Origin of the sequence: Halomonas sp. hl-4 (genome assembly GCF_900215475.1) — a bacterium.
Taxonomy (GTDB): domain Bacteria; phylum Pseudomonadota; class Gammaproteobacteria; order Pseudomonadales; family Halomonadaceae; genus Vreelandella.
The window spans coordinates 1,440,190-1,458,356 of record NZ_LT907845.1 but is presented as its reverse complement, the minus strand read 5'-3'; the positions used below and the strand labels follow the sequence as shown (position 1 = coordinate 1,458,356).

14 protein-coding genes are annotated in these 18,167 nt (G+C 59.6%); 7 read left to right on the top strand and 7 right to left on the bottom strand.

Annotated features, from left to right (window positions below; all coding sequences use genetic code 11):
• Positions 1-26: 26 nt before the first annotated feature.
• A complete protein-coding gene (locus CPH17_RS07005) occupies positions 27-620 on the top strand; it encodes a hypothetical protein (protein ID WP_096298781.1) in 594 nt (197 codons plus the stop codon).
• Here the strand turns inward: CPH17_RS07005 and CPH17_RS07000 are convergent.
• Genes CPH17_RS07000 through recC form a run of 5 tightly spaced genes read right to left on the bottom strand, consistent with a single transcriptional unit; the run spans position 597 to position 11,531 of the window.
• Complete coding sequence (locus CPH17_RS07000) at positions 597-1,307, bottom strand: biosynthetic peptidoglycan transglycosylase (protein WP_096298779.1); 711 nt, start codon at positions 1,305-1,307, stop codon at positions 597-599. The genes CPH17_RS07005 and CPH17_RS07000 overlap by 24 nt on opposite strands.
• Positions 1,308-1,311: 4 nt before the next feature.
• Positions 1,312-1,803: a hypothetical protein gene (locus CPH17_RS06995; RefSeq protein WP_096298777.1), complete on the bottom strand. Its 492-nt coding sequence runs from the start codon at positions 1,801-1,803 to the stop codon at positions 1,312-1,314.
• Positions 1,796-4,123: an exodeoxyribonuclease V subunit alpha gene (recD, locus tag CPH17_RS06990; protein WP_172898691.1), complete on the bottom strand. Its 2,328-nt coding sequence runs from the start codon at positions 4,121-4,123 to the stop codon at positions 1,796-1,798. Before recD ends, CPH17_RS06995 begins: the two co-directional genes overlap by 8 nt.
• Positions 4,120-7,911: an exodeoxyribonuclease V subunit beta gene (gene recB / locus CPH17_RS06985; RefSeq protein ID WP_096298775.1), complete on the bottom strand. Its 3,792-nt coding sequence runs from the start codon at positions 7,909-7,911 to the stop codon at positions 4,120-4,122. Before recB ends, recD begins: the two co-directional genes overlap by 4 nt.
• Positions 7,908-11,531, bottom strand: coding sequence for an exodeoxyribonuclease V subunit gamma (gene recC, locus CPH17_RS06980; RefSeq protein ID WP_096298772.1), 3,624 nt, complete (start codon positions 11,529-11,531; stop codon positions 7,908-7,910). The genes recB and recC overlap by 4 nt, the downstream gene beginning before the upstream one ends.
• A gap of 138 nt (positions 11,532-11,669) precedes the next feature.
• Between recC and CPH17_RS06975 the strand changes: the two genes are divergently transcribed.
• Together CPH17_RS06975 and CPH17_RS06970 are read left to right on the top strand one after the other, a co-directional pair.
• Positions 11,670-11,993, top strand: a complete 324-nt coding sequence (locus tag CPH17_RS06975) for a type II toxin-antitoxin system RelE/ParE family toxin (protein WP_074397083.1) — start codon at positions 11,670-11,672, stop codon at positions 11,991-11,993.
• A complete protein-coding gene (locus CPH17_RS06970) occupies positions 11,990-12,277 on the top strand; it encodes a helix-turn-helix domain-containing protein (RefSeq protein WP_074397082.1) in 288 nt (95 codons plus the stop codon). The genes CPH17_RS06975 and CPH17_RS06970 overlap by 4 nt, the downstream gene beginning before the upstream one ends.
• Before the next feature lie 83 nt (positions 12,278-12,360).
• Here the strand turns inward: CPH17_RS06970 and CPH17_RS06965 are convergent, their stop codons facing one another.
• On the bottom strand, positions 12,361-12,675 hold the full coding sequence (locus tag CPH17_RS06965) for an addiction module antidote protein (protein WP_074397081.1): 315 nt from the start codon (positions 12,673-12,675) through the stop codon (positions 12,361-12,363).
• A 231-nt stretch (positions 12,676-12,906) separates the two neighbouring features.
• Between CPH17_RS06965 and ilvD the strand changes: the two genes are divergently transcribed.
• The gene (gene ilvD, locus CPH17_RS06960) at positions 12,907-14,592 is read left to right on the top strand and encodes a dihydroxy-acid dehydratase (RefSeq protein ID WP_096300908.1); all 1,686 of its coding nucleotides are present in this window, start codon (positions 12,907-12,909) and stop codon (positions 14,590-14,592) included.
• Positions 14,593-14,659: 67 nt separating this feature from the next.
• The gene (gene chrA / locus CPH17_RS06955) at positions 14,660-15,841 is read left to right on the top strand and encodes a chromate efflux transporter (protein WP_096298770.1); all 1,182 of its coding nucleotides are present in this window, start codon (positions 14,660-14,662) and stop codon (positions 15,839-15,841) included.
• Between the two features lie 94 nt (positions 15,842-15,935).
• Here chrA and CPH17_RS06950 read toward each other — a convergent pair whose 3' ends face one another.
• Entirely contained in the window at positions 15,936-16,208 is a 273-nt protein-coding gene (locus CPH17_RS06950) for an XRE family transcriptional regulator (protein ID WP_074397079.1), read from the bottom strand.
• Positions 16,209-16,418: 210 nt separating this feature from the next.
• Here CPH17_RS06950 and purE point away from each other — a divergent pair, with 210 nt between their 5' ends.
• Both purE and CPH17_RS06940 read left to right on the top strand, forming a co-directional pair.
• The gene (gene purE, locus CPH17_RS06945; protein ID WP_096298768.1) at positions 16,419-16,934 is read left to right on the top strand and encodes a 5-(carboxyamino)imidazole ribonucleotide mutase; all 516 of its coding nucleotides are present in this window, start codon (positions 16,419-16,421) and stop codon (positions 16,932-16,934) included.
• A gap of 11 nt (positions 16,935-16,945) precedes the next feature.
• A complete protein-coding gene (locus CPH17_RS06940; RefSeq protein ID WP_074397077.1) occupies positions 16,946-18,085 on the top strand; it encodes a 5-(carboxyamino)imidazole ribonucleotide synthase in 1,140 nt (379 codons plus the stop codon).
• Positions 18,086-18,167: the final 82 nt, after the last annotated feature.

Here is an 18,167-nt window from a genome sequence, read left to right as displayed (position 1 = left end):
AATTTAAATGCAGTGAGGGTTTTTTTATGGGATATTTTTTTAGTTTTTTAATCGCTATTATGCTGGCCATATTTACTGCTTGGATACAGTATTATAGTTGGTTTAAAAAAGAAAGGGTTAAGTTTGAGTCAAAGGAGGAAGATATAGCTTTGTCTTTGATAAATGAGATCTCTGAGCTTTCTCATATGAGAGTTCATAAGCAAAGAGAGCAAGTTTGGAACCTGAAAAGCAAAAAATATAATCAAGAAGTTGAGCAAGAGTATAGAAAAGCTGTGGTGTTGTGGAATGAGAAAATTGGTGGCTTTATGTCCAAACTTGATTATAGCTTCTCAAGGCAAGAAGTATCTTTTTTTGAAGATGTTATCCAGAATAAATTTTATACTATACACAGTGAGATGATTTTGAGACAAAGGAGTAATACTAGTTCGATTCATTTGTCACAGTTAGAATTAGAGCTGAACTTGTTAAGTAGTGAGCTGGTTTTTTTTATAAGAAGGCTTATGGGAAAAGTAAGGCGGAAAGATTATTCTACTCTTTCCCTTAATAAAGAGGTTTCATTTAGCAATAGGTCAAAGCTTACTTGTGAATATCTTTTTTTACGCCTTTTTGGCTTGGATTAATCTGAGGGTATAATTTTTTCTCATTTTTATTTTATTGGTCCAATTGGGTGCTTTTTTTATTGTGAAATTAAAAAAATCACTTGAGCTTTCGAATCTGTAAGCCTTTTTTTCTTTTATTGCGTTAACTACAAGCTTAGGTAATGGGTAAACTAATAAGCTAGCTAAGATAGCTGACTGCTCTTGATCTAATTCTGATGCAGGTCGTTGAAAAATTAGCAATGACGCATCATCACAGCTATTTAGTTTGTAACCAAAATAAGCAGAGCTGAGATAGCTCCTTAAGATGGTTTCTTTTCTTAATCTTTTAGTTATTAGCCATGATAGAGTCATTTCATGAGATTTTCTTTTTATAGTGCGCTCTCTTTTGTTTATTACGGTTCTTACGTATTGTTGTTCTATTGTGCTGATGCCACCTAGTCGTTTTTTCATTATGAGTTGTTTGATTATTCTAGGCGCACAATATAAATCAATGCCCGAGTGTTTAAAGTAGCGCTTATCCTCGATGATTAGCACCGCTTTCTCAAATTCAGTGATGTCATTTTCAATCCATAAACTTGTTGTATTTTGAGCTCTCCTTGAGTGGGATATAATTATATCAATAATTAAATTGAAATATATAAGCCATCCTTTAATGTCAATTAATAGCTTCGGTTTTCCGCCGATTTTTTCGGATATGTCTTTATTCATAATGCTATGGTTCGCTTTTTCTAGTAAGTTCTACGTGGCCATGTTGTTCTGCCACCATTGAGTAAAATCGTCCTTGAGCGTAATTTTTATTCTTAACAGTTAGCTTAAAAAGATAATCTGATTCACGGCCAAAGTCGTCAAGAGTCATGTTTATAATTATTTTGTCTCTAGAAAAATAATTTTTCTCAATATAGCCTTTGATTCTACCTCTTTTTCTGTTTTTTCCATAATACGTTTTAGACCCTTTTTGTGAGATTTCAAAGAACTTTTCTGCAGTTCCTCTTATTACTTTATCTTCGCGCCATAGAATAAGGTCGTATTTTATCTTCATGTTTTTAAAAGGATTTCTTTTTGTTTTCTGCGTAGTTGTCGTTAATTCCCAGTGACCTGATACTTCAGTTAACGGAAATAATTTTTCTTTGGTTATAAAAAACAAAAGTGCAAGTGCTATACCGCCTGTTACAGTAGAAAAAGTTGAAGCAATAAAACTATCCATTTATGTAACCTTTTGTAGTTTCTGACCCGCTAACCCTCATAACCTCCCTAACCGCCGCCTCATTCAACACCCCGCGTTTGGCTTCCACCACCGTAAGCCAATCGCGGGCGCGTGTGATGCCGGTGTAGACCAGCTCGCGGGTAAGAATGGGGTTGATGGTGGGCGGTAGCAGTAGGGCGGTGTGTTTGAACTCCGAGCCCTGGGATTTGTGTACTGTCATCGCGAAGACAGTTTCCACCCCGTGCAGGCGAGAGGGTAGCACCCAGCGGATGGGTTTTTCTGGGTCGCTGGTGGGAAAGGCGACTCTAAGTAGCGATTTGCCGGGCCCTCCTGATGAAGTGCGGGGATCAGGCACCGCTAGCGTGATGCCAATATCGCCGTTCATCAGTTTCAGGCCGTAGTCGTTTTGGGTGACGAGTACCGGGCGGCCTTCATACCAGCCTTTTACCATCGTGAAATCACTCCCGTACAGCAGCTTTTCGCTGCGCAACGTTTTGGCGATGCGCAGGTTCAGGCCTTCTACCCCCCACGGGCCTTTGCGCAGCGCGCATAGCAGTTGAAAGTAGCTGTAGGCGCTGAGCACGGCGCTTGCCCAGTCGTTGTAGGCGTCTGCGTTTTCCTCAAACGATTCACCCCGCGGGCGCTGGGCGTTCAGCACGTTCAGGTAGTGGCGGTAGCCGGTGGGCGGGGCGATGGGGGCACCGTTGTGGTCGGTGCGGCCTTCGCCGCCGTTGATAAACTTGTCGGGGCTGCCGTGAATGACCAGCTTATCCAGCGCGGCGTCGTCGGTCAGCGTCAGGTGGTGTAGGTCAGGGTAGCCGTGGCGCAGCACCTTGTTCACCGCCTGGTGTTTTGTCTGGTCGCTTTGGGCGTGGCTTGGCTGGTTGATCGCTTGGGCCAGTTGGCCTATACCGCTGTGCTCGTTAAAGCGGTGGCTGACCCGCAGCATGGTAATCGCTTGGTCGAGGGGCTGGCCCTGGGCGTCGATGTAGTCCGGCTGTAGCGGCTGGCCGGTGGCGTGTTCCAGCCACTGGGCGGTCTCTGGCGTGTAGTGGGCGGCCTCGGCGCGGCGGCATAGGTCGCCCAGTACGGCACCGGCTTCCACCGAGGCGAGCTGGTCTTTATCCCCCAGCAGTACCAACTGCGCCTGGGCGGGCAGGGCGCGCAGCACGGCGGTCATCATTTCGATATCCACCATCGAGGCTTCGTCGATCACCAGCACGTCCAGCGCCAGCGGGTTGGCGGCGTTGTGGCGGAAGTGGCGGGTATCGGGGCGGGCGCCTAACAAGCGGTGAAGCGTGGTGACCTCAGTGGGAATAGACGCCTTTAGCTGTTCGGTAACGGCTTCATCGCACAGGTCGGCCAGTGCCTCCGTCGGCAGCAGGCTTACCTGCCCGGCGATGGATTCATTCAGCCGGGCGGCGGCTTTGCCGGTGGGGGCGGCTAGGCGGATGCGCAGCGGTTGGGCATTGGGTTCCGCCAGTTGCAGGGTTTGCAGTAGGGCGAGCAGGCGCACCACGGTGGTGGTTTTGCCGGTGCCGGGGCCGCCGGTGATGATGCCGAAGCGGTTGCGGGCGGCGAGGGCGCAGGCGGTTTTTTGCCAGTCTAGGGTTGTGGTTTTTTTAAATAGAACGTTTAGCGCGTTGGCGAGTAATTCGGGGTGACGTTCGTCACCCATCGCCCAATGAATTGGGCTCCTACAGGTGCCTTCTTCGCCGGTGAGGCGGTTGGCGATTTCCTGGTGCAGGGTTTGTTCGTATTGCCAGTAGCGGCGTAGGTAGAGCTTGGTGGTGTTGCCGTTGTGGCTGACCACCAGGGGGGTATTGCCGGGGCCGGCGCTGGCAAGCAATGGGTGGTTGAGCGCGGCTTGCCATTCGGCGAGCGTTAGCGTGGCGAGCACCTGGCTGGGTAGCGGCGGTGGGTCGGTTAGGTCGTCGCCTTCCGGCGGTAGCGAGAGCGCAAAGTCCGGCGCGCTGAGCGTGGCGTTTAGGTCCAGGCACACATGGCCGCGGCCTAGCTGGTGGCTGGCAAGCGCCGCGCCGAGTAGCAGCAGCGGCGGGGCGTCCGGTGCTTCCATGGCGAGAAAACGAACCAGGGCGCGGTCCAGATCCCGCAGCCAGCCACGCGCCACCCAGCGTTCGCACAGTGCCAGCAGTTCGGTCGTATCGCTGAGCGCATGGTGAGCGCTTACTTGCGCGGTATCCGCCGTGGGTGTTGTCTCTCTCATCGCTTTTGGCTCGCTCGTTTCGGCGGCGGTGTCGTCGAACAGGTCAAACGTTTGGCTGTCGCCTTCGTGGCCGTTTGTGCGTTTGCGGCTCATAGCGTGGCCTCTTGCGACGTGGTGGAAACCGGTTCACCGGCAAACAGGGCATCCAGGGCTTCGATCAGTTTAACCGGGGCGGGCTCGGCAAAGACGCCGCGTCCCGGGCTGCGGCTGCCGCGCAGAAAGACCGTCATCGAGCCGCCCAGGTGCTGGTGCGGGTCGTAGTTGGGCAGTCGCGCTTTTAAAAGCCGGTGCATGGCCAGCAGGTAAAGCGCGGCCTGCAGGTCGTAGCGTTTGGTCAGTAGCGCCTGGCGCAGGGCCTCGGGTTCGTAGGCGCTGTCATCCGGCCCCAAATAGTTGGATTTCCAGTCGAGCACGTAGAAGCGCCCTTGGTGCTCGAAGGCCAGATCGATAAAGCCTTTTAGCATGCCGTTCAGGGTGTCGGCATCCAGTGCGGGCCGTTCCATCCCAGGCAGTAAGTGCTTGCTAACCAGAGCGTCGATGGCCTGGGTGTTGACCTGTTTGGCGGCGAACCAGAACTCCAGTTCGACCTGATAGCTGCCAAGCTCGGTGACCGGCACGCTGTCGCTTTGGTTCAGCGGCAAGGGCGTGGTCAGCAGTGCGGTGAGCCAACCGGCCAGTGGTTCTTGCCATGCCTGCCAGCCGCGCAGCTGCACCCGCCGCCAGAGCATATCGTCCAGGGCAGCGCTGTCGGTGGCGGCGGTGGCAAAGCCTTCCCTGCCTGCCCATTCCAATAAGCCGTGCAGGAAGGTGCCGGGGCCGGGGCCACGCGGGAACTTGTGCAGGTGAAAGGCGTCCGGCTCGGAGAGATCCTGGGGTTCATCCAGCACCTCGAACGCCGTGGCTTCCTGGGCGGTGGTGGGCTCCAGGAGCGTGAGCACGGGGGCGGTGAGCGTGCCGGAAAGGCGCAGCGCCGAGTAGCTGGCAATCCACCAGTGTTCCCTGGCGGGGCGTTTGGGCGTGCGGGCGTGCCCCAGGGTGGTGGTTTGCTGGGGCGGCGCAAGGCGCAGCGCCGTGGGCTCGGGGGGCGCATTAACGCGAATGTCGCTGCCTTCAGTCAATTCCGCCAGCTTGGCGGTGAGTGCCTCCGGGTCGAGGGTCTTACCGCCGTTGATCAGGTGGCCGATGGCGCTGTTTTCCAGCCCCTTGAGCGGCGCCAGCCCCAGCCAGGTGGCGTGGCGGGCGCGGGTGAGCGCCACGTAGAGTTTGCGCAGGTCTTCGCCCAGGCGCTCGCGGTCGGCGGTGGCCAGGGTGTCTTCATCGGCGCTCAGGCTGAGTTGCAGGTTGCCGTGGGCGTCGTGCCAGCGCAGCGGCAGGTCCTTGTCGCTGACCGGGCGGTGGTTGGCGATAAACGGCAGAAACACCAGCGGGTACTCGAGCCCCTTGGACTTGTGGATGGTGACCACCTTGACCAGGTCGGCGTCGCTTTCCAGGCGCAGCTTGTGGCTGTCGCCGTGGCTTTCCGGGTCGGCGATGGCGTCGTACAGAAAGCGAATCAGTGCGTGCTCGCCGTCCAGTTCAGCGCTTGCCTGCTGGAGCAGTTCGCCCAGGTGCAGCAGGTCGGTTAGCAAGCGCTCACCGTCTTCGAACGCCGCCAGCAGGCGGGCGGGAATGTCGAAGTCGACCATCATGCGGCGGACGAGTGGCAGCACACCCTGGCGCTGCCAGAGGCGGTGGTAGTGGCTGAACTGTTCGACCCGCGCTTCCCAGGCCAGCTCGCTTTGTTGCAGGTGGACCAGGTCGGCCAGAGTGAGGCCCAGCACCGGCGTGGCCAGGGCGGCGCGCAGGTGGGCTTCGGCCTGGCGGGAGCTGGCCAGCGGCTCGGCGCAGGCGCGCAGCCAGCGCTCTACCTGCCCGGCCATGGGGGAGCTGAATACCTTGTCGTGGTCGGAGAGGTAAACGCTTTTGACCCCGCGGCTGGCCAGCGCCAGGCGAATGGCGCGGGCTTCCTGCAGGCCGTTGACCAGCACCGCCATGTCCGACGGCTTGAGCGATGTGAGCTGGTCGTCTTTCTGGAAGCCACTTTCTGCCTGTTGCCCGGCGCTGAGCAGTTCGGTCATGTGCGAGGCGCAGCGCTCGGCCATTTCGGTCTGGTAGGCGGTTTTGGAAAGCGCCTCGTCGCTTGGCAGCGCCCAGAGCGTCATGGCGGGCAGCGGTTGGCCCTGGTGTATCAGCTGTTCGTCGCGGCCTTTGGCGGTCACGGGCTGGAAGGGCAGCGGGTTGTCGCCGCCTTCCTCGCGGAACAGAAACGCCCCGGCGGGTTGCCGGTCGGCGTAGGCGAAGCAGTGGTTGACGGCTTCGACCATGGCGCGGCTGGAGCGAAAGTTGGTGCCCAGCGTGACGTGGCGGCCGGCGGTGTCTTGCCGGGCCTGCAGGTAGGTGAAGATATCCGCGCCGCGAAAGGCGTAGATAGCCTGCTTGGGGTCGCCGATCAGCAGGATGGCGGCGTCGCGGCGGGGCTTGGCGACCTCGAACACCGCGTTGAAGATGCGGTACTGGATGGGGTCGGTATCCTGGAACTCGTCGATCAGCGCGACGGGGAACTGGCGCAGAATCTGCGCGGCCAGGGCTTCACGGTTGGGGCCTTGCAGGGCGCGGTCCAGGTGGCTGAGCAGGTCATTGGGGCCCATTTCGGCGCGGCGTTCCTGCTCGCGTTCCAGGCGCACCTTGCACCATTGGACGGCGTGAATCAGCAGGTCGTTGCGCGGTTCGGGCAGGGTCTTGAGTGCTTCGGGCAGTTCGGCCAGCGCTTCAAACGCTTGTGGGCAGGGCGGCGCGCCGTCTTTCCATATCTCGGCCATTCCCTCCGGGGTGAGGCGTTTCCAGGCGGCGGGGGTCAGCGCGGGGCGCTCCAGGTCGCTTTCGCTCCATTCGCGCAGCGCGCCCAGCCAGTTGGTGCGGCTTTTGGCGTTGAAGCTTTGGCCTTTGAAGGCCTTGCGCTTGGCGGCGTCTTCAAGCTCCGGGCCGAGTTCGTCCAGCCAGGCGGGCCAGGGGGCTTTCAGGGTGCTGAGCGTTGCCTGGCGTTCGGCCTCGGCGGCGCTCAGGGTCTCCGCCGGGTCGGGGCGCTGGCTGCCCAGGGCTTCGCTTTCAGCGAGCAGCCGGGCGACCTGGGCGTGCAGCTCGTCGGGGGATTTCCAGTAGCGGGTGATGTGGCCAAGTGCCTCGGCGTCCAGCGGGTAGTAGAAGGTGCGCCAGTAGTCGCGCACCACTTCCTGTTCCAGTTCGTGCTGGTCGTTTTCCAGGTCGAGGGAGAACAGGCTGCCGCTGTCGAAGGCGTGCTCGCGCAGCATGCGGTAGCACCAGCTGTGGATGGTGGAAACCGCAGCTTCGTCCATCCATTCCGCGGCCAGTTCCAGGCGCCGGGCGCAGGCGGGCCAGGTGGCTTCATCGTATTGGTCGCGGAGCTGGAGGAGGAGCGGATCGTCCGAAGGCTCGGAAGCAGGCCACTCCGAGGGCGCTGTGAACCCATCCCTGGGCGCTACTTTTTCCATCCCTGGAAAAAGACCCTCTCCGTGACCTGCTTCCTTCGCGTCAGGTGCCTTACGAAAAACCCCGGCGGCTTCTACCAGCCTGTTGCGGATACGTTCGCGCAGTTCCTGGGTGGCGGCGTTGGTGAAGGTGACGACCAGGATTTCCGGCGGCGTCAGCGGTCGCACAAAGGCGGTGTCGTCTTCGCTGTGCTGGCCGCCCAGCACCAGGCGCACGTATAAAAGCGCGATAGTGAAGGTCTTGCCGGTGCCCGCGCTGGCCTCGATAAGGCGGCTGCCGTGGAGGGGGAGGGTGAGCGCGTTGAGCGGCGTTACGCGGTTGGCATCCTGGCTCATTGGGCAGCTCCTTTCTTCTTGCTGTCTCCACTACGTTCTTGGTCTTTGCCAGCGGGGTTTTTGACCGCGTTGAACAGCGGGGCGTAGAGCGCTTCGGTCAGCGCGGCGAAGCTGTGCGCTTGTTCGCGGTGGTCATTGAACAGCCGCTCGAAGCGGGGCCACTGGTGGACCAGGTACGCGCTTTGGGCGACTTCGCCGGTCTGGAAACGGCCACCGTCATAGGCGCCTTCGGCGGCGGCGTAGGCGTCGCTTTCCCGGCCTTTTTCTTCGGCGATCTCCGGCGTGCCTAGCTTGGTCAGCCAGGCAAACGCAGCCTGGGGGGCCAGCGGTAGCGGGGCTTGAAGGCCTGCTTGCCAGGCGGTCATCTGGGTGTCCAAGTAGGCGCGTGCGGTGTCGGCGGCGATGGGGTCCAGCGTGATGTTGCCTGCCTTGGAAAGTAGCTGGGTGGTCATCGGGCCGCTGAGGTTGCCTGCCAGGTGCGCGACCCAGGGGCGCAGCAGGTGGGTCCAGCGGTACTGGCCGCGCCCGCTGCCCTGGCTGATCAGGCTGCTGCTGAGCAGTAACAACCGGCAGCGGTCGCCAGCCTCGTTCTGGCGTAGCTCATTGAGCCAGTCTTCCAGCACGATGCCGTTGGCACTTTCTACGTGAACCGGTTCTGGCGCGGCTAAGGCGATGGGCCACTGGTCCAGTGCTTCCTGATAAGCGCTGAACAGGTCGTCCATGGGCTCGGCCAGCGACTCGCGCATGCGCTCGCCAAAGGCCCCCATGGCGAGCACGCCCTGGCGTTGGAAGCGTTCAAGCTGAGCGTCGAGGGCTTCCAGGCGCGGCTCGTCGTTGTCGACTGCGTGTCGCTGGGCGGCAATCAGCCGGTCCTGCAGCTGCCAGTTCTGCAGGCCGTCCAGCGCGAAGGGTTCGGCGTCCAGCTCGGCGATGGCTTCCTGCTCGAAGTAGACGCCCAGCCGGGTATTGAAGAAGGCTCGCACCGGTTCACGCAGAAAGCCGCCCAGCTGGCCGAGGGACAGGCTGGCGGGGGCGTTTTCCGGCGGGGGGAGCTTTTCGGGCTGAGTCTGGGGCGCTCTAGGTGCATGAACGTCTCGCCATTCATGCGCATAGGTGAATAATTGCGCGGACTCAGTGTTGTCTTCGAAATAGCGGCGGCTGAACGGCTGCAGCGGGTGCTCGGTGGTCAGGGCGTCGAGCAGCGGGGCGTCGTCTTCAAAGTGCCAGCCGGCGGCCAGGTGGTCGCGTAGCTGGCCGACCAGCACTGAGGGCGGAAGCGTCGTGTTGTCGATCTGGCTGCGGCCCACCCAGCTAACGTAGAGCTGGTCGCGGGCGGAGAGCAGCGCTTCGAGAAACAGGTAGCGGTCGTCTTCCCGGCGGGAGCGGTCGCCGGGGCGGTAGTCGCTGCCCATCAGGTCGAAGTCCAGCGGCGGCTGGGAGCGGGGGTATTCGCCGTCGTTCATGCCCAGCAGGCACACCCGCTTGAAGGGGATGGCGCGCATGGGCATCAGCGTGGCGAAGTTGACCGCCCCGGCCAGAAAGCGCTGGGAGAGGCTGTGCTCATCGATCTGCGCGAGCCAGTGTTCGCGCACCATGGAAAGCGGCAGCGGATCGGCCAGCTGGGCTTCGCGGCTGCTTTCGAGGATTTGCTGCAGGCCGTTTTCCAGCTTGGTGAGCATCACGCTTTCCTGGGCGTCGTCGGTGAGGAAGAAGGTTTCCAGCAGGGTGCGCAGCCGCTCGACCCAGTTGGCGGCATCGGTGGGCTGGCGGAAGGTCTCCCAGGTGGCTTCGAGTTTTTCCAGCAGGCTCGCCAGGGGCCCGGCAAGACCCGCTTCCAGCCCGCCGATATCGTCAAACGGCTCGATGCCCTGCCAGGCGTCGCCTTCGCCCACGGTGTAACCCAGCAGCAGGCGGCGCAGGCCAAAGGCCCAGGTGTTCTGGCTGAGCCCGCCGGGCAGTTCCAGGGTCTGGCGCTGTTTGGCGTTGAGCCCCCAGCGGATGCCCGCGCCTTCCATCCAGCGCTCGAGCACCGGCAGGTCGCGTTCTTCAAGCCCGAAGCGCTGGCGCAGGGCGGGTACGTCGAGCAGGTCCAGCAGGTCGCTGACGGAAAGGCGCAGCTCCGGCAGGCGCAGCAACTTTTCCAGGGCGATCATCATCGGCAGGCGGTGGCGGCTGGCCTGGTCGGATAGCGTGTAGGGAATGAAGCGCGGGTCGTCGCTTTGAAGCTGGCCGAATACCGCGTCGATGTGCGGCGCGTAACGGTCGATATCCGGCACCATAACGATGATATCCCGCGGGCGCAGCTCGGGGTCGGCGCTGAAGGCGGCCAGCAGCTGGTCGTGAAGAATCTCGACCTCCCGCTGGGGGCCGTGGGCGATATGAAACACCAGGGAGTCATCTGCCGGGTCGAGGGCGGGCCAGTGGGTTTGGGTTTCGGCCACCGGGCGCAGTTCGCGGATGTCATCCTGCAGCTGGCTGAGCAGGCAGCCGCGTTCGCCGGAGAACGGCTCGAACATGTCGATGCGCAGCGCCTGCTGTTCAAACAGGGTCTGGTAGTGCCCCGTGTCGTCGTGCTCATCCAGCAGGCGCAGGTAGTCGCGGCCCTGTTTGCCCCAGGCAGCGAGCAGTGGCTGGGCGTGGAGGTGCAGGGCATCGTCAGCGTCGCCGGTGCCCAGCACGTCCAGCGCTTCGGGCATGCCGGCCTTGCGCCGCTGGCGGTAGCGGCTGGCGCGCAGCAGGTCCTTGTGCTCGATGATATCCGCCCAGTAGTACTGGCAGGGGTTGTGCACGCAGAGCACCACCTGGCAGCAGCGCGACAGCGCCGCCAGGGCTTCCAGGGTTTGCTGGGGCAGCGATGAAATGCCGAAAATGATCAGCCGCCGGGGCAGCCCTGGCGGGCAGGCTTGGCCGTCCAACTGCTCGGTGGCCTTCAAAAAGCGCCGATGCACCTGGGCGCGACTGCTGTCGAGGCCTGCATCGCCCTGGGTAGCGGCCACGTCGTCACGCAGGATGCGCCACAGGGCGGGTTGCCAGCGCTGGTGATCTTCCAGCGGATGGGTTTCGCCGCGGGCGGTGATCAGCACGTCCTCGCCGTTGGCCCAGGCGTCCAGCCAGTCGGCGCGGTAGACCTGATACTGGTCGAACAGGTCCGCCAGTCGCTCGGCCAGTTGGTAGTGCTTGCGCTGGTCGCGGTCGACTTCCAGGAACTGCGCCAGCGGGGCGAAGACGTCCTGCCCGGCAAGCGTCGGCAGCAGGCGTAACAGCCGCCAGACCAGCCGCGATTTATCGAACGGCGAAGTTTCCGGGACGGCATCTTCATGCTGGCTCGTGTGGGTCAATACCGTGCGGTAGGCCTGCCACAGAAACCGCGCGGGCAGCATCACGTCCAGCGCCGCGGCAATCCCCGCGCCGCCGTTTTCTGGGTCTTCCGCCAGCGCCAATTTCAGCCACTGCCCGATGCCGTTGCTCTGCACCAGGATGGTTTCATTCTCCAGCGGCCCCAGCGGGTGCAGACGCATCCACTCCACCGCCAGCCCGCGCAAATCTTCCAGGCGATTGCCATGCACCACCATAAAGCCGGGCGTTAGCGGTGTTGGCGAAAGCAGCGAATTGGCGGGCATGCGCGAGGTTCCTTCACGGCGGTGGTGGTGGCTAAGGGTATGGTGCCATAAGTTAACGTCTTGCGGGGTGCGGATTGGAAAGAGGAACTTTTACGACAAATGAGTTATCATAAAAGATAACCTTCAGGGAGCTGGGTAATGCAATGGAAAGTTGATTTTTATCCGGGAGTCGATGGTGAAATTCTCGGTATGCCGCCAAAAATACAGGCCCGAATGCTGCGGTTATTGGAAATGGTTGAACAGCATGGTGCTAACTTGGGGCCGCCACACACTGAATCATTAGGAGATGGGCTTTTCGAAATAAGAGCAAAAGCCAAAGAGGGAATCGGTCGCTCCTTATTTTGCTATGTGAATGGGCAGAGAATCATCATTCTTCATGCATTTGTGAAGAAAAGCCAAAAAACGCCCCGCCAGGTATTGGAACTGGCTCGTATACGACAACGTGAGGTACAACGGTCATGAGCTTACAAGCACTAAAGGATAGGGCGCTCCAAAATCCCGAGGTCAAAGCGGAATATGAGCGCTTGGCACCTGAGTTTGAATTGGCCAACACGCTAATCACCATGCGACAGCAAGCAGGCCTGACTCAAGACGAATTGGCAAAGCGCCTGCATACCCAAAAAAGTAATATCAGTCGGCTAGAGCGTGGTGACAGTAACCCCGGTTGGAAAACGCTTCAGCGTTATGCGAAAGCCTGCGGTTTTGAGTTATCAGTGCAGGCTCAGAGACACAACACGGCCGTCTAGCAAACTAGCGAAATGAGATGTCCGCGGGAGCATAGCGTTCCGTCGCCATAAGTTTACGTCTTGCTGGATGCGCGATAAGCGCGTTAGCTATGTGCTTTCGGCCGTGAAAGCGGTTCGATGGATAGGCGCAACCCTAGGGAGTTGGCGACCTTGCTGATGGTTGAAAATGCCGGATTACCTTCCCCAGACAGGGCTTTGTAGAGTCCTTCGCGGCTCATGCCCACGTCTTTGGCAAGTTGACTCATGTTGCGCGCACGGGCGATGTCACCGAGTGCGGCTGCGAGAAGTGCTGGATCATTTTCTTCCATTACTGCGTCAAGATAAGCCGCAATATCTTCCTCAGTTTGAAGGTAATCGGCAGTATCGTAGTGGCTGAAAGTGACGTTAGAAACGGTCATAGAATTACTCCTTCCATTGCGCGGCAATGGCTTTGGCCTATTCGATGTCGCGGGGCTGGCTGATAGCCCTAGTTGGCAGTGCTGAAAGTGTCAACTTTGGTTTACACTTGATGATAAGAAAAAGCAATAATCAGCATACTGTTAAGGCGCTTTAAATGAACATCTTGCGGGATGCGCGATATATCGCCAAGCTATGCCGATACCGTGAACAATGCTGAGAGATATTTCCCCATGACTGAGCCTTCTAACAACTCCCGCCGTCATTCTTCCTCCGTGGTCGACGGCCCAGGCAAAGCCGCCAGCCGCGCGATGCTGCGCGCCGTGGGTTTTAACGATGAGGATTTCAAAAAGCCCCAGGTAGGCGTTGCGTCAACCTGGAGCATGGTGACGCCGTGCAACAGCCACATTGGCGAGCTGGCCGAGCATGCCCGCGACGGTGCAGACGCGGCGGGTGGCAAGGGCGTGATTTTTAACACCATCACCATTTCAGATGGCATCGCCAACGGCACCGAGGGCATGAAGTATTCGCTGGTGTCCCGCGAGGTGATCGCCGACTCCATCGAAACCGTGGCGGGCTGCGAAGGCTTTGACGGCCTGGTGGCCATTGGCGGCTGCGACAAGAACATGCCCGGCTGCGTGATGGGCCTGGCGCGTCTCAATCGCCCCAGCGTGTTTGTTTACGGCGGCACCATCATGCCTGGCGAGGGCCATACCGATATCGTTTCAGTGTTTGAGGCCATGGGCGCGCATTCCCGCGGCGATATCGACCTGATCGAACTCAAGAACATCGAGGAAACAGCGATTCCTGGCCCCGGTTCCTGCGGTGGCATGTACACCGCCAACACCATGGCCTCGGCGATTGAAGCGCTGGGCATGAGCCTGCCGGGTAGCTCGGCGCAAAACGCCATTTCCCGCGATAAGCGTGATGACTGCGAGGCGGCAGGTGAGGCGGTATTGGCGCTGCTGGCCAACGACATCAAGCCCTCCGATATCATGACCCGCGAGGCGTTTGAGAACGCCGTGACCGTAGTGATTGCGCTGGGTGGCTCAACCAATGCCGTGCTTCACCTGGTGGCCATGGCTCGCACTATCGGGGTTGAGCTGTCGATCAACGATTTCACCGAGATTGGCAAGCGCGTGCCGGTGGTAGCCGACTTACGCCCCAGCGGCCACTACATGATGAGCGAGCTGGTGGCGATTGGCGGTATTCAGCCGCTGATGAAAATCCTGCTGGATGCAGGCCTGCTGCACGGCGACTGCCTGACCGTCACTGGCAAGACGCTGGCGGAAAACCTGGCCGATGTAGAGCCCTACCCAATCGATCAGCAGATTATCGCGCCGCTGGGTAACCCACTTAAAGCCGAAAGCCATCTGCGTATTCTCCATGGCAACCTGGCGCCGGAAGGTGCGGTGGCCAAGATTACCGGCAAGGAAGGCACGCGGTTCAGTGGCTCGGCGCGGGTGTTTGGCTCTGAAGAAGAAGCCCAGGCGCGCATCAACGACGGCACGGTAGTGGCCGGCGACGTGGTGGTGATTCGCTACGAAGGTCCCAAAGGGGGCCCGGGCATGCGCGAAATGCTTACGCCCACCTCGGCCATCATGGGCCGTGGGCTGGGCAGCGACGTGGCGTTAATTACCGATGGCCGTTTCTCCGGCGGTAGCCACGGCTTTGTGGTGGGTCATGTATCGCCCGAGGCCTTCGAGGGTGGCCCGCTGGCGCTGGTGGAAAACGGCGACACCATCACCATCGACGCGGTGGCTGATACCATCGATGTGGATGTGTCTGATGACGAGTTGATCCGCCGCCGTGCGGCCTGGCGGCAGCCGACGCCGCGTTATCGTCGCGGCGTATTGGCCAAATACGCGCGACTGGTCAGCTCCGCCAGCACCGGGGCAGTAACCGATAACGAAGAGTAGTGTTGTCATGTGTATGTAAAACGCCAGGGTTAACCTGGCGTTTTTATGTGCGCGATAAGGATGTGAAATGACGCAAACGTCGCGGGTGAGTGAAGTTTTTAGGGCGTTTTTGCTGCTGGGGGTGACCTCCTTTGGCGGACCGGTGGCGCACCTGGGGTACTTCCGCACGGAATTTGTTGCACGCCGGAAGTGGCTGACCGAAAGCGCCTACGCCGACCTGGTCGCGCTGTGTCAGTTTTTACCTGGCCCGGCGAGCAGCCAGGTCGGATTTGCGCTTGGCTTGATGCGCGCCGGGCCCTGGGGCGCGGCCATGGCCTGGCTGGCGTTCACCCTGCCGTCGGCCATTGTGTTGGTGCTGTTCGCGTTTGGCGCCGCAGTGCTGGAGGGGCCGATTGCCAGCGGCATCATTCACGGTTTGAAGGTCGTGGCGGTGGCAATTGTCGCTCATGCCGTGTGGGGCATGGCGCGTAATCTCTGCCCGGATAGTACCCGTGCGGGTATTGCGCTGGCTGCCGTCTTTGCCGTCGTGGCCATTAGCGGGCCGCTGGGCCAGGTGGGCGCGATTGTATTGGGTGGCATCGCCGGGTTAGTGCTTTGCCGTGGCATGGCGGCGACCGCGGAGAGCGAGGCGCTGCATTTTCCGGTCTCGCGCCAGGTCGGCATCATCGCGCTTGTGCTGTTTGGCGGGCTGCTGGCAGTGCTGCCGTTGCTGGCCGGTATGGCGGCCTGGCTGGATATTACCGATGCTTTTTACCGCTCAGGTGCCCTGGTGTTCGGCGGTGGGCACGTGGTGCTGCCGCTGCTGGAAGCCGAGGTGGTGCAGTCAGGCTGGGTGTCAGCCGATGAGTTTTTGACCGGTTATGGTGCCGCTCAGGCGATTCCGGGGCCGCTGTTTACCTTTTCGGCCTATTTGGGTGCGCTGATACCGTCAGGTGGTAGCTTGCTGACAGCGACGCTTGCGCTACTGGCGATTTTTCTGCCGGGTTTCTTGCTGTTGGTGGGTGTACTGCCGTTCTGGAACGACTTCCGCCAGTGGCAGTGGGCGCAGGCGCTGATGCGCGGTGCCAATGCGGCAGTGGTCGGCATTTTAGGCGCGGCGCTTTACGATCCGGTGTGGACTAGTGCGATCATTGGCGCTGAGGAGTTCGCGTTGGCACTCACGGGCTTTCTGCTGCTAACCGTATGGAAGCTGCCCGCTTGGATGGTGGTCATCGTGGTGGCGCTGGGCGGCGTGTTGATTGCGACCTGAGGTCGCTGCCCAAATCGGATATGAAAACGGCCGCTGTATAAGCGGCCGACATTAGCGGAGAACGATAATCCTGAGGTGGCGAGGATAAAAACCGCTATGGCACCTCCACTTCCAACGTGCGACGCAAAACGTGAAGTTCATCCACGTTAAGGTGCTCAAGCTTTCCAGCGAGCAGGTCGCTGACCTTCTGAACGGGTAACCCCGCTCTGCGGGCGATTTCACGGCTTCCCATATCTGATACCGCAATCAGACGCGTGATAATACGCATTAAGCGCGTACGTTTTTCGAGTTCCCTGACATCGAGGTCAGGGCTGCTTCGCGGAGGATCGAGCAGATCCGCGTGGGCAGTTGAGCGTGCCGTACTCATGAGGCTCCATCAGTCTGAAATGACAAAGACACAATGCCGCCAACCGGGTCGTATTTCAATGCCTTTTTTGATGAAAATTTCATGGCACGCAGAGCCCCCCGTAAACGCCTTGGCTCTGGTAAACTAACCCCTTAATTTTTCGCCTGTCCTCTACCATGAGGCACGGCATATTGAGCGTTTTGATAAGGCCACGGGCCGAGGAGAGATGGCATGTCGTCGAACAGCGCACCCAAAGTGGGCGTGATCATGGGGTCAAAATCGGATTGGCCGGTCATGGAGCACTCGGTGGCAATGCTCGAGCGGCTAGGCGTCCCCTATGAAACCCGTGTAGTCTCCGCCCACCGTACGCCGGACCTGCTGTTCGACTACGCCAAAAACGCCGCTGAGCGTGGCCTTCAGGTGATTGTGGCCGGGGCCGGTGGCGCTGCTCATCTGCCTGGCATGGTGGCTTCACAGACACCCCTGCCGGTGCTGGGTGTGCCGGTGGAGTCCAAGGCGTTGAAAGGGCTGGATTCGCTGCTCTCAATTGCACAGATGCCCGGCGGCATTGCAGTCGGCACGTTGGCGATTGGCAAAGCAGGAGCCACTAACGCAGGCTTGTTGGCCGCGCAAATTGTTGGCCTGCAAGACACCGAGGTACGCAATGCGGTAGAGGCCTTCCGCGCCGAACAGACTCAAAAAGTGCTCGATAACCCGGACCCGCGCCCCGAGCCGGAAGCCGAATAAGGAGGCCTGCGATGACGTCTACCATTCCAAGTAATATCGGCGTATTGGGCGCAGGCCAGCTAGGCCGTATGTTAGCGCTGGCGGGCTACCCGCTGGGCAATCGCTTCACGTTTCTGGATACCACGGGCAACCCCAGCGCGGGCATCGGCGAGGTGATCGTCGACCCTGACAACCAGCACCTGGCGGCGTTTCTTGAAAAGGTCGACGTGGTGACCTACGAATTTGAACACCTGCCGGTTCAGCTTGTGCGTGAAATTGAGCAGCACAAGCCGGTGTATCCCAGCAGCCGCGCCATTGAAGTATGCCAAAACCGCGTGGAAGAGAAGGCACTGTTTGACCGTTTGGGCATTCCCACACCCGCTTACCGCGTCGTCGAAAGTGCCGAGCAGCTTGAGGCAGCCGCCCGCGAGCTTGGCTGCCCGGTGGTGGCCAAATCCGTCACGGAAGGCTACGACGGTAAAGGCCAGGCGGTACTTAAGCAGCCTGAACAGGCGGGTGACGCGTGGCGAGATATCGGCCATCGACAATTGATCGTCGAAGCCTTTGTCGACTTCGTGCGCGAAGTGTCGATGATTGCCGTGCGCGGCCGCGATGGCGAGGTGGTGTTCTACCCCATGGCGGAAAACCAGCACGTCGATGGCATCTTGCGCTATTCGGTCGCGCCACTACCGGACCTGGACGCCAGCGTTCAACACACCGCTGACCGCTATATTCGCGCGCTGTTGGATGAACTGGACTATGTGGGCGTACTGGCGCTGGAGCTGTTTCAAACCCGCGACGGTAGCCTGCTGGCCAATGAAATGGCCCCCCGGGTCCATAACTCGGGCCACTGGACCATGGATGGCGCGGTGACCAGCCAGTTTGAAAACCACCTCCGCGCGATTCAGGGACTCCCCCTGGGCAGCCCCCAGGCGATTGCGCCTACCTGCATGGTCAACGTGATTGGCCGAGAAGGCGATAACGCTTCTTTGCTGGCGCTTGCCAATACCCACCTGCACCGCTACGACAAAGCCGAGCGGGCCGGGCGCAAACTGGCCCATGTGAATGTGGTGGCGAATACCCACGCCGAGCTGCTTGAAAAAGTGCGTGCCTGCCAAACGCTATTGCCCGAGGCGCCTCCCGTGTCGTGGAGCTTTGAGTCAACTCTTTAAGTCTAATCGCCGCCGATTGAGGCGGCTTTTTTGTGCGCCAACGAGCCAATGACGAACTTCAGTCGCCAAGCATGAGAAAATC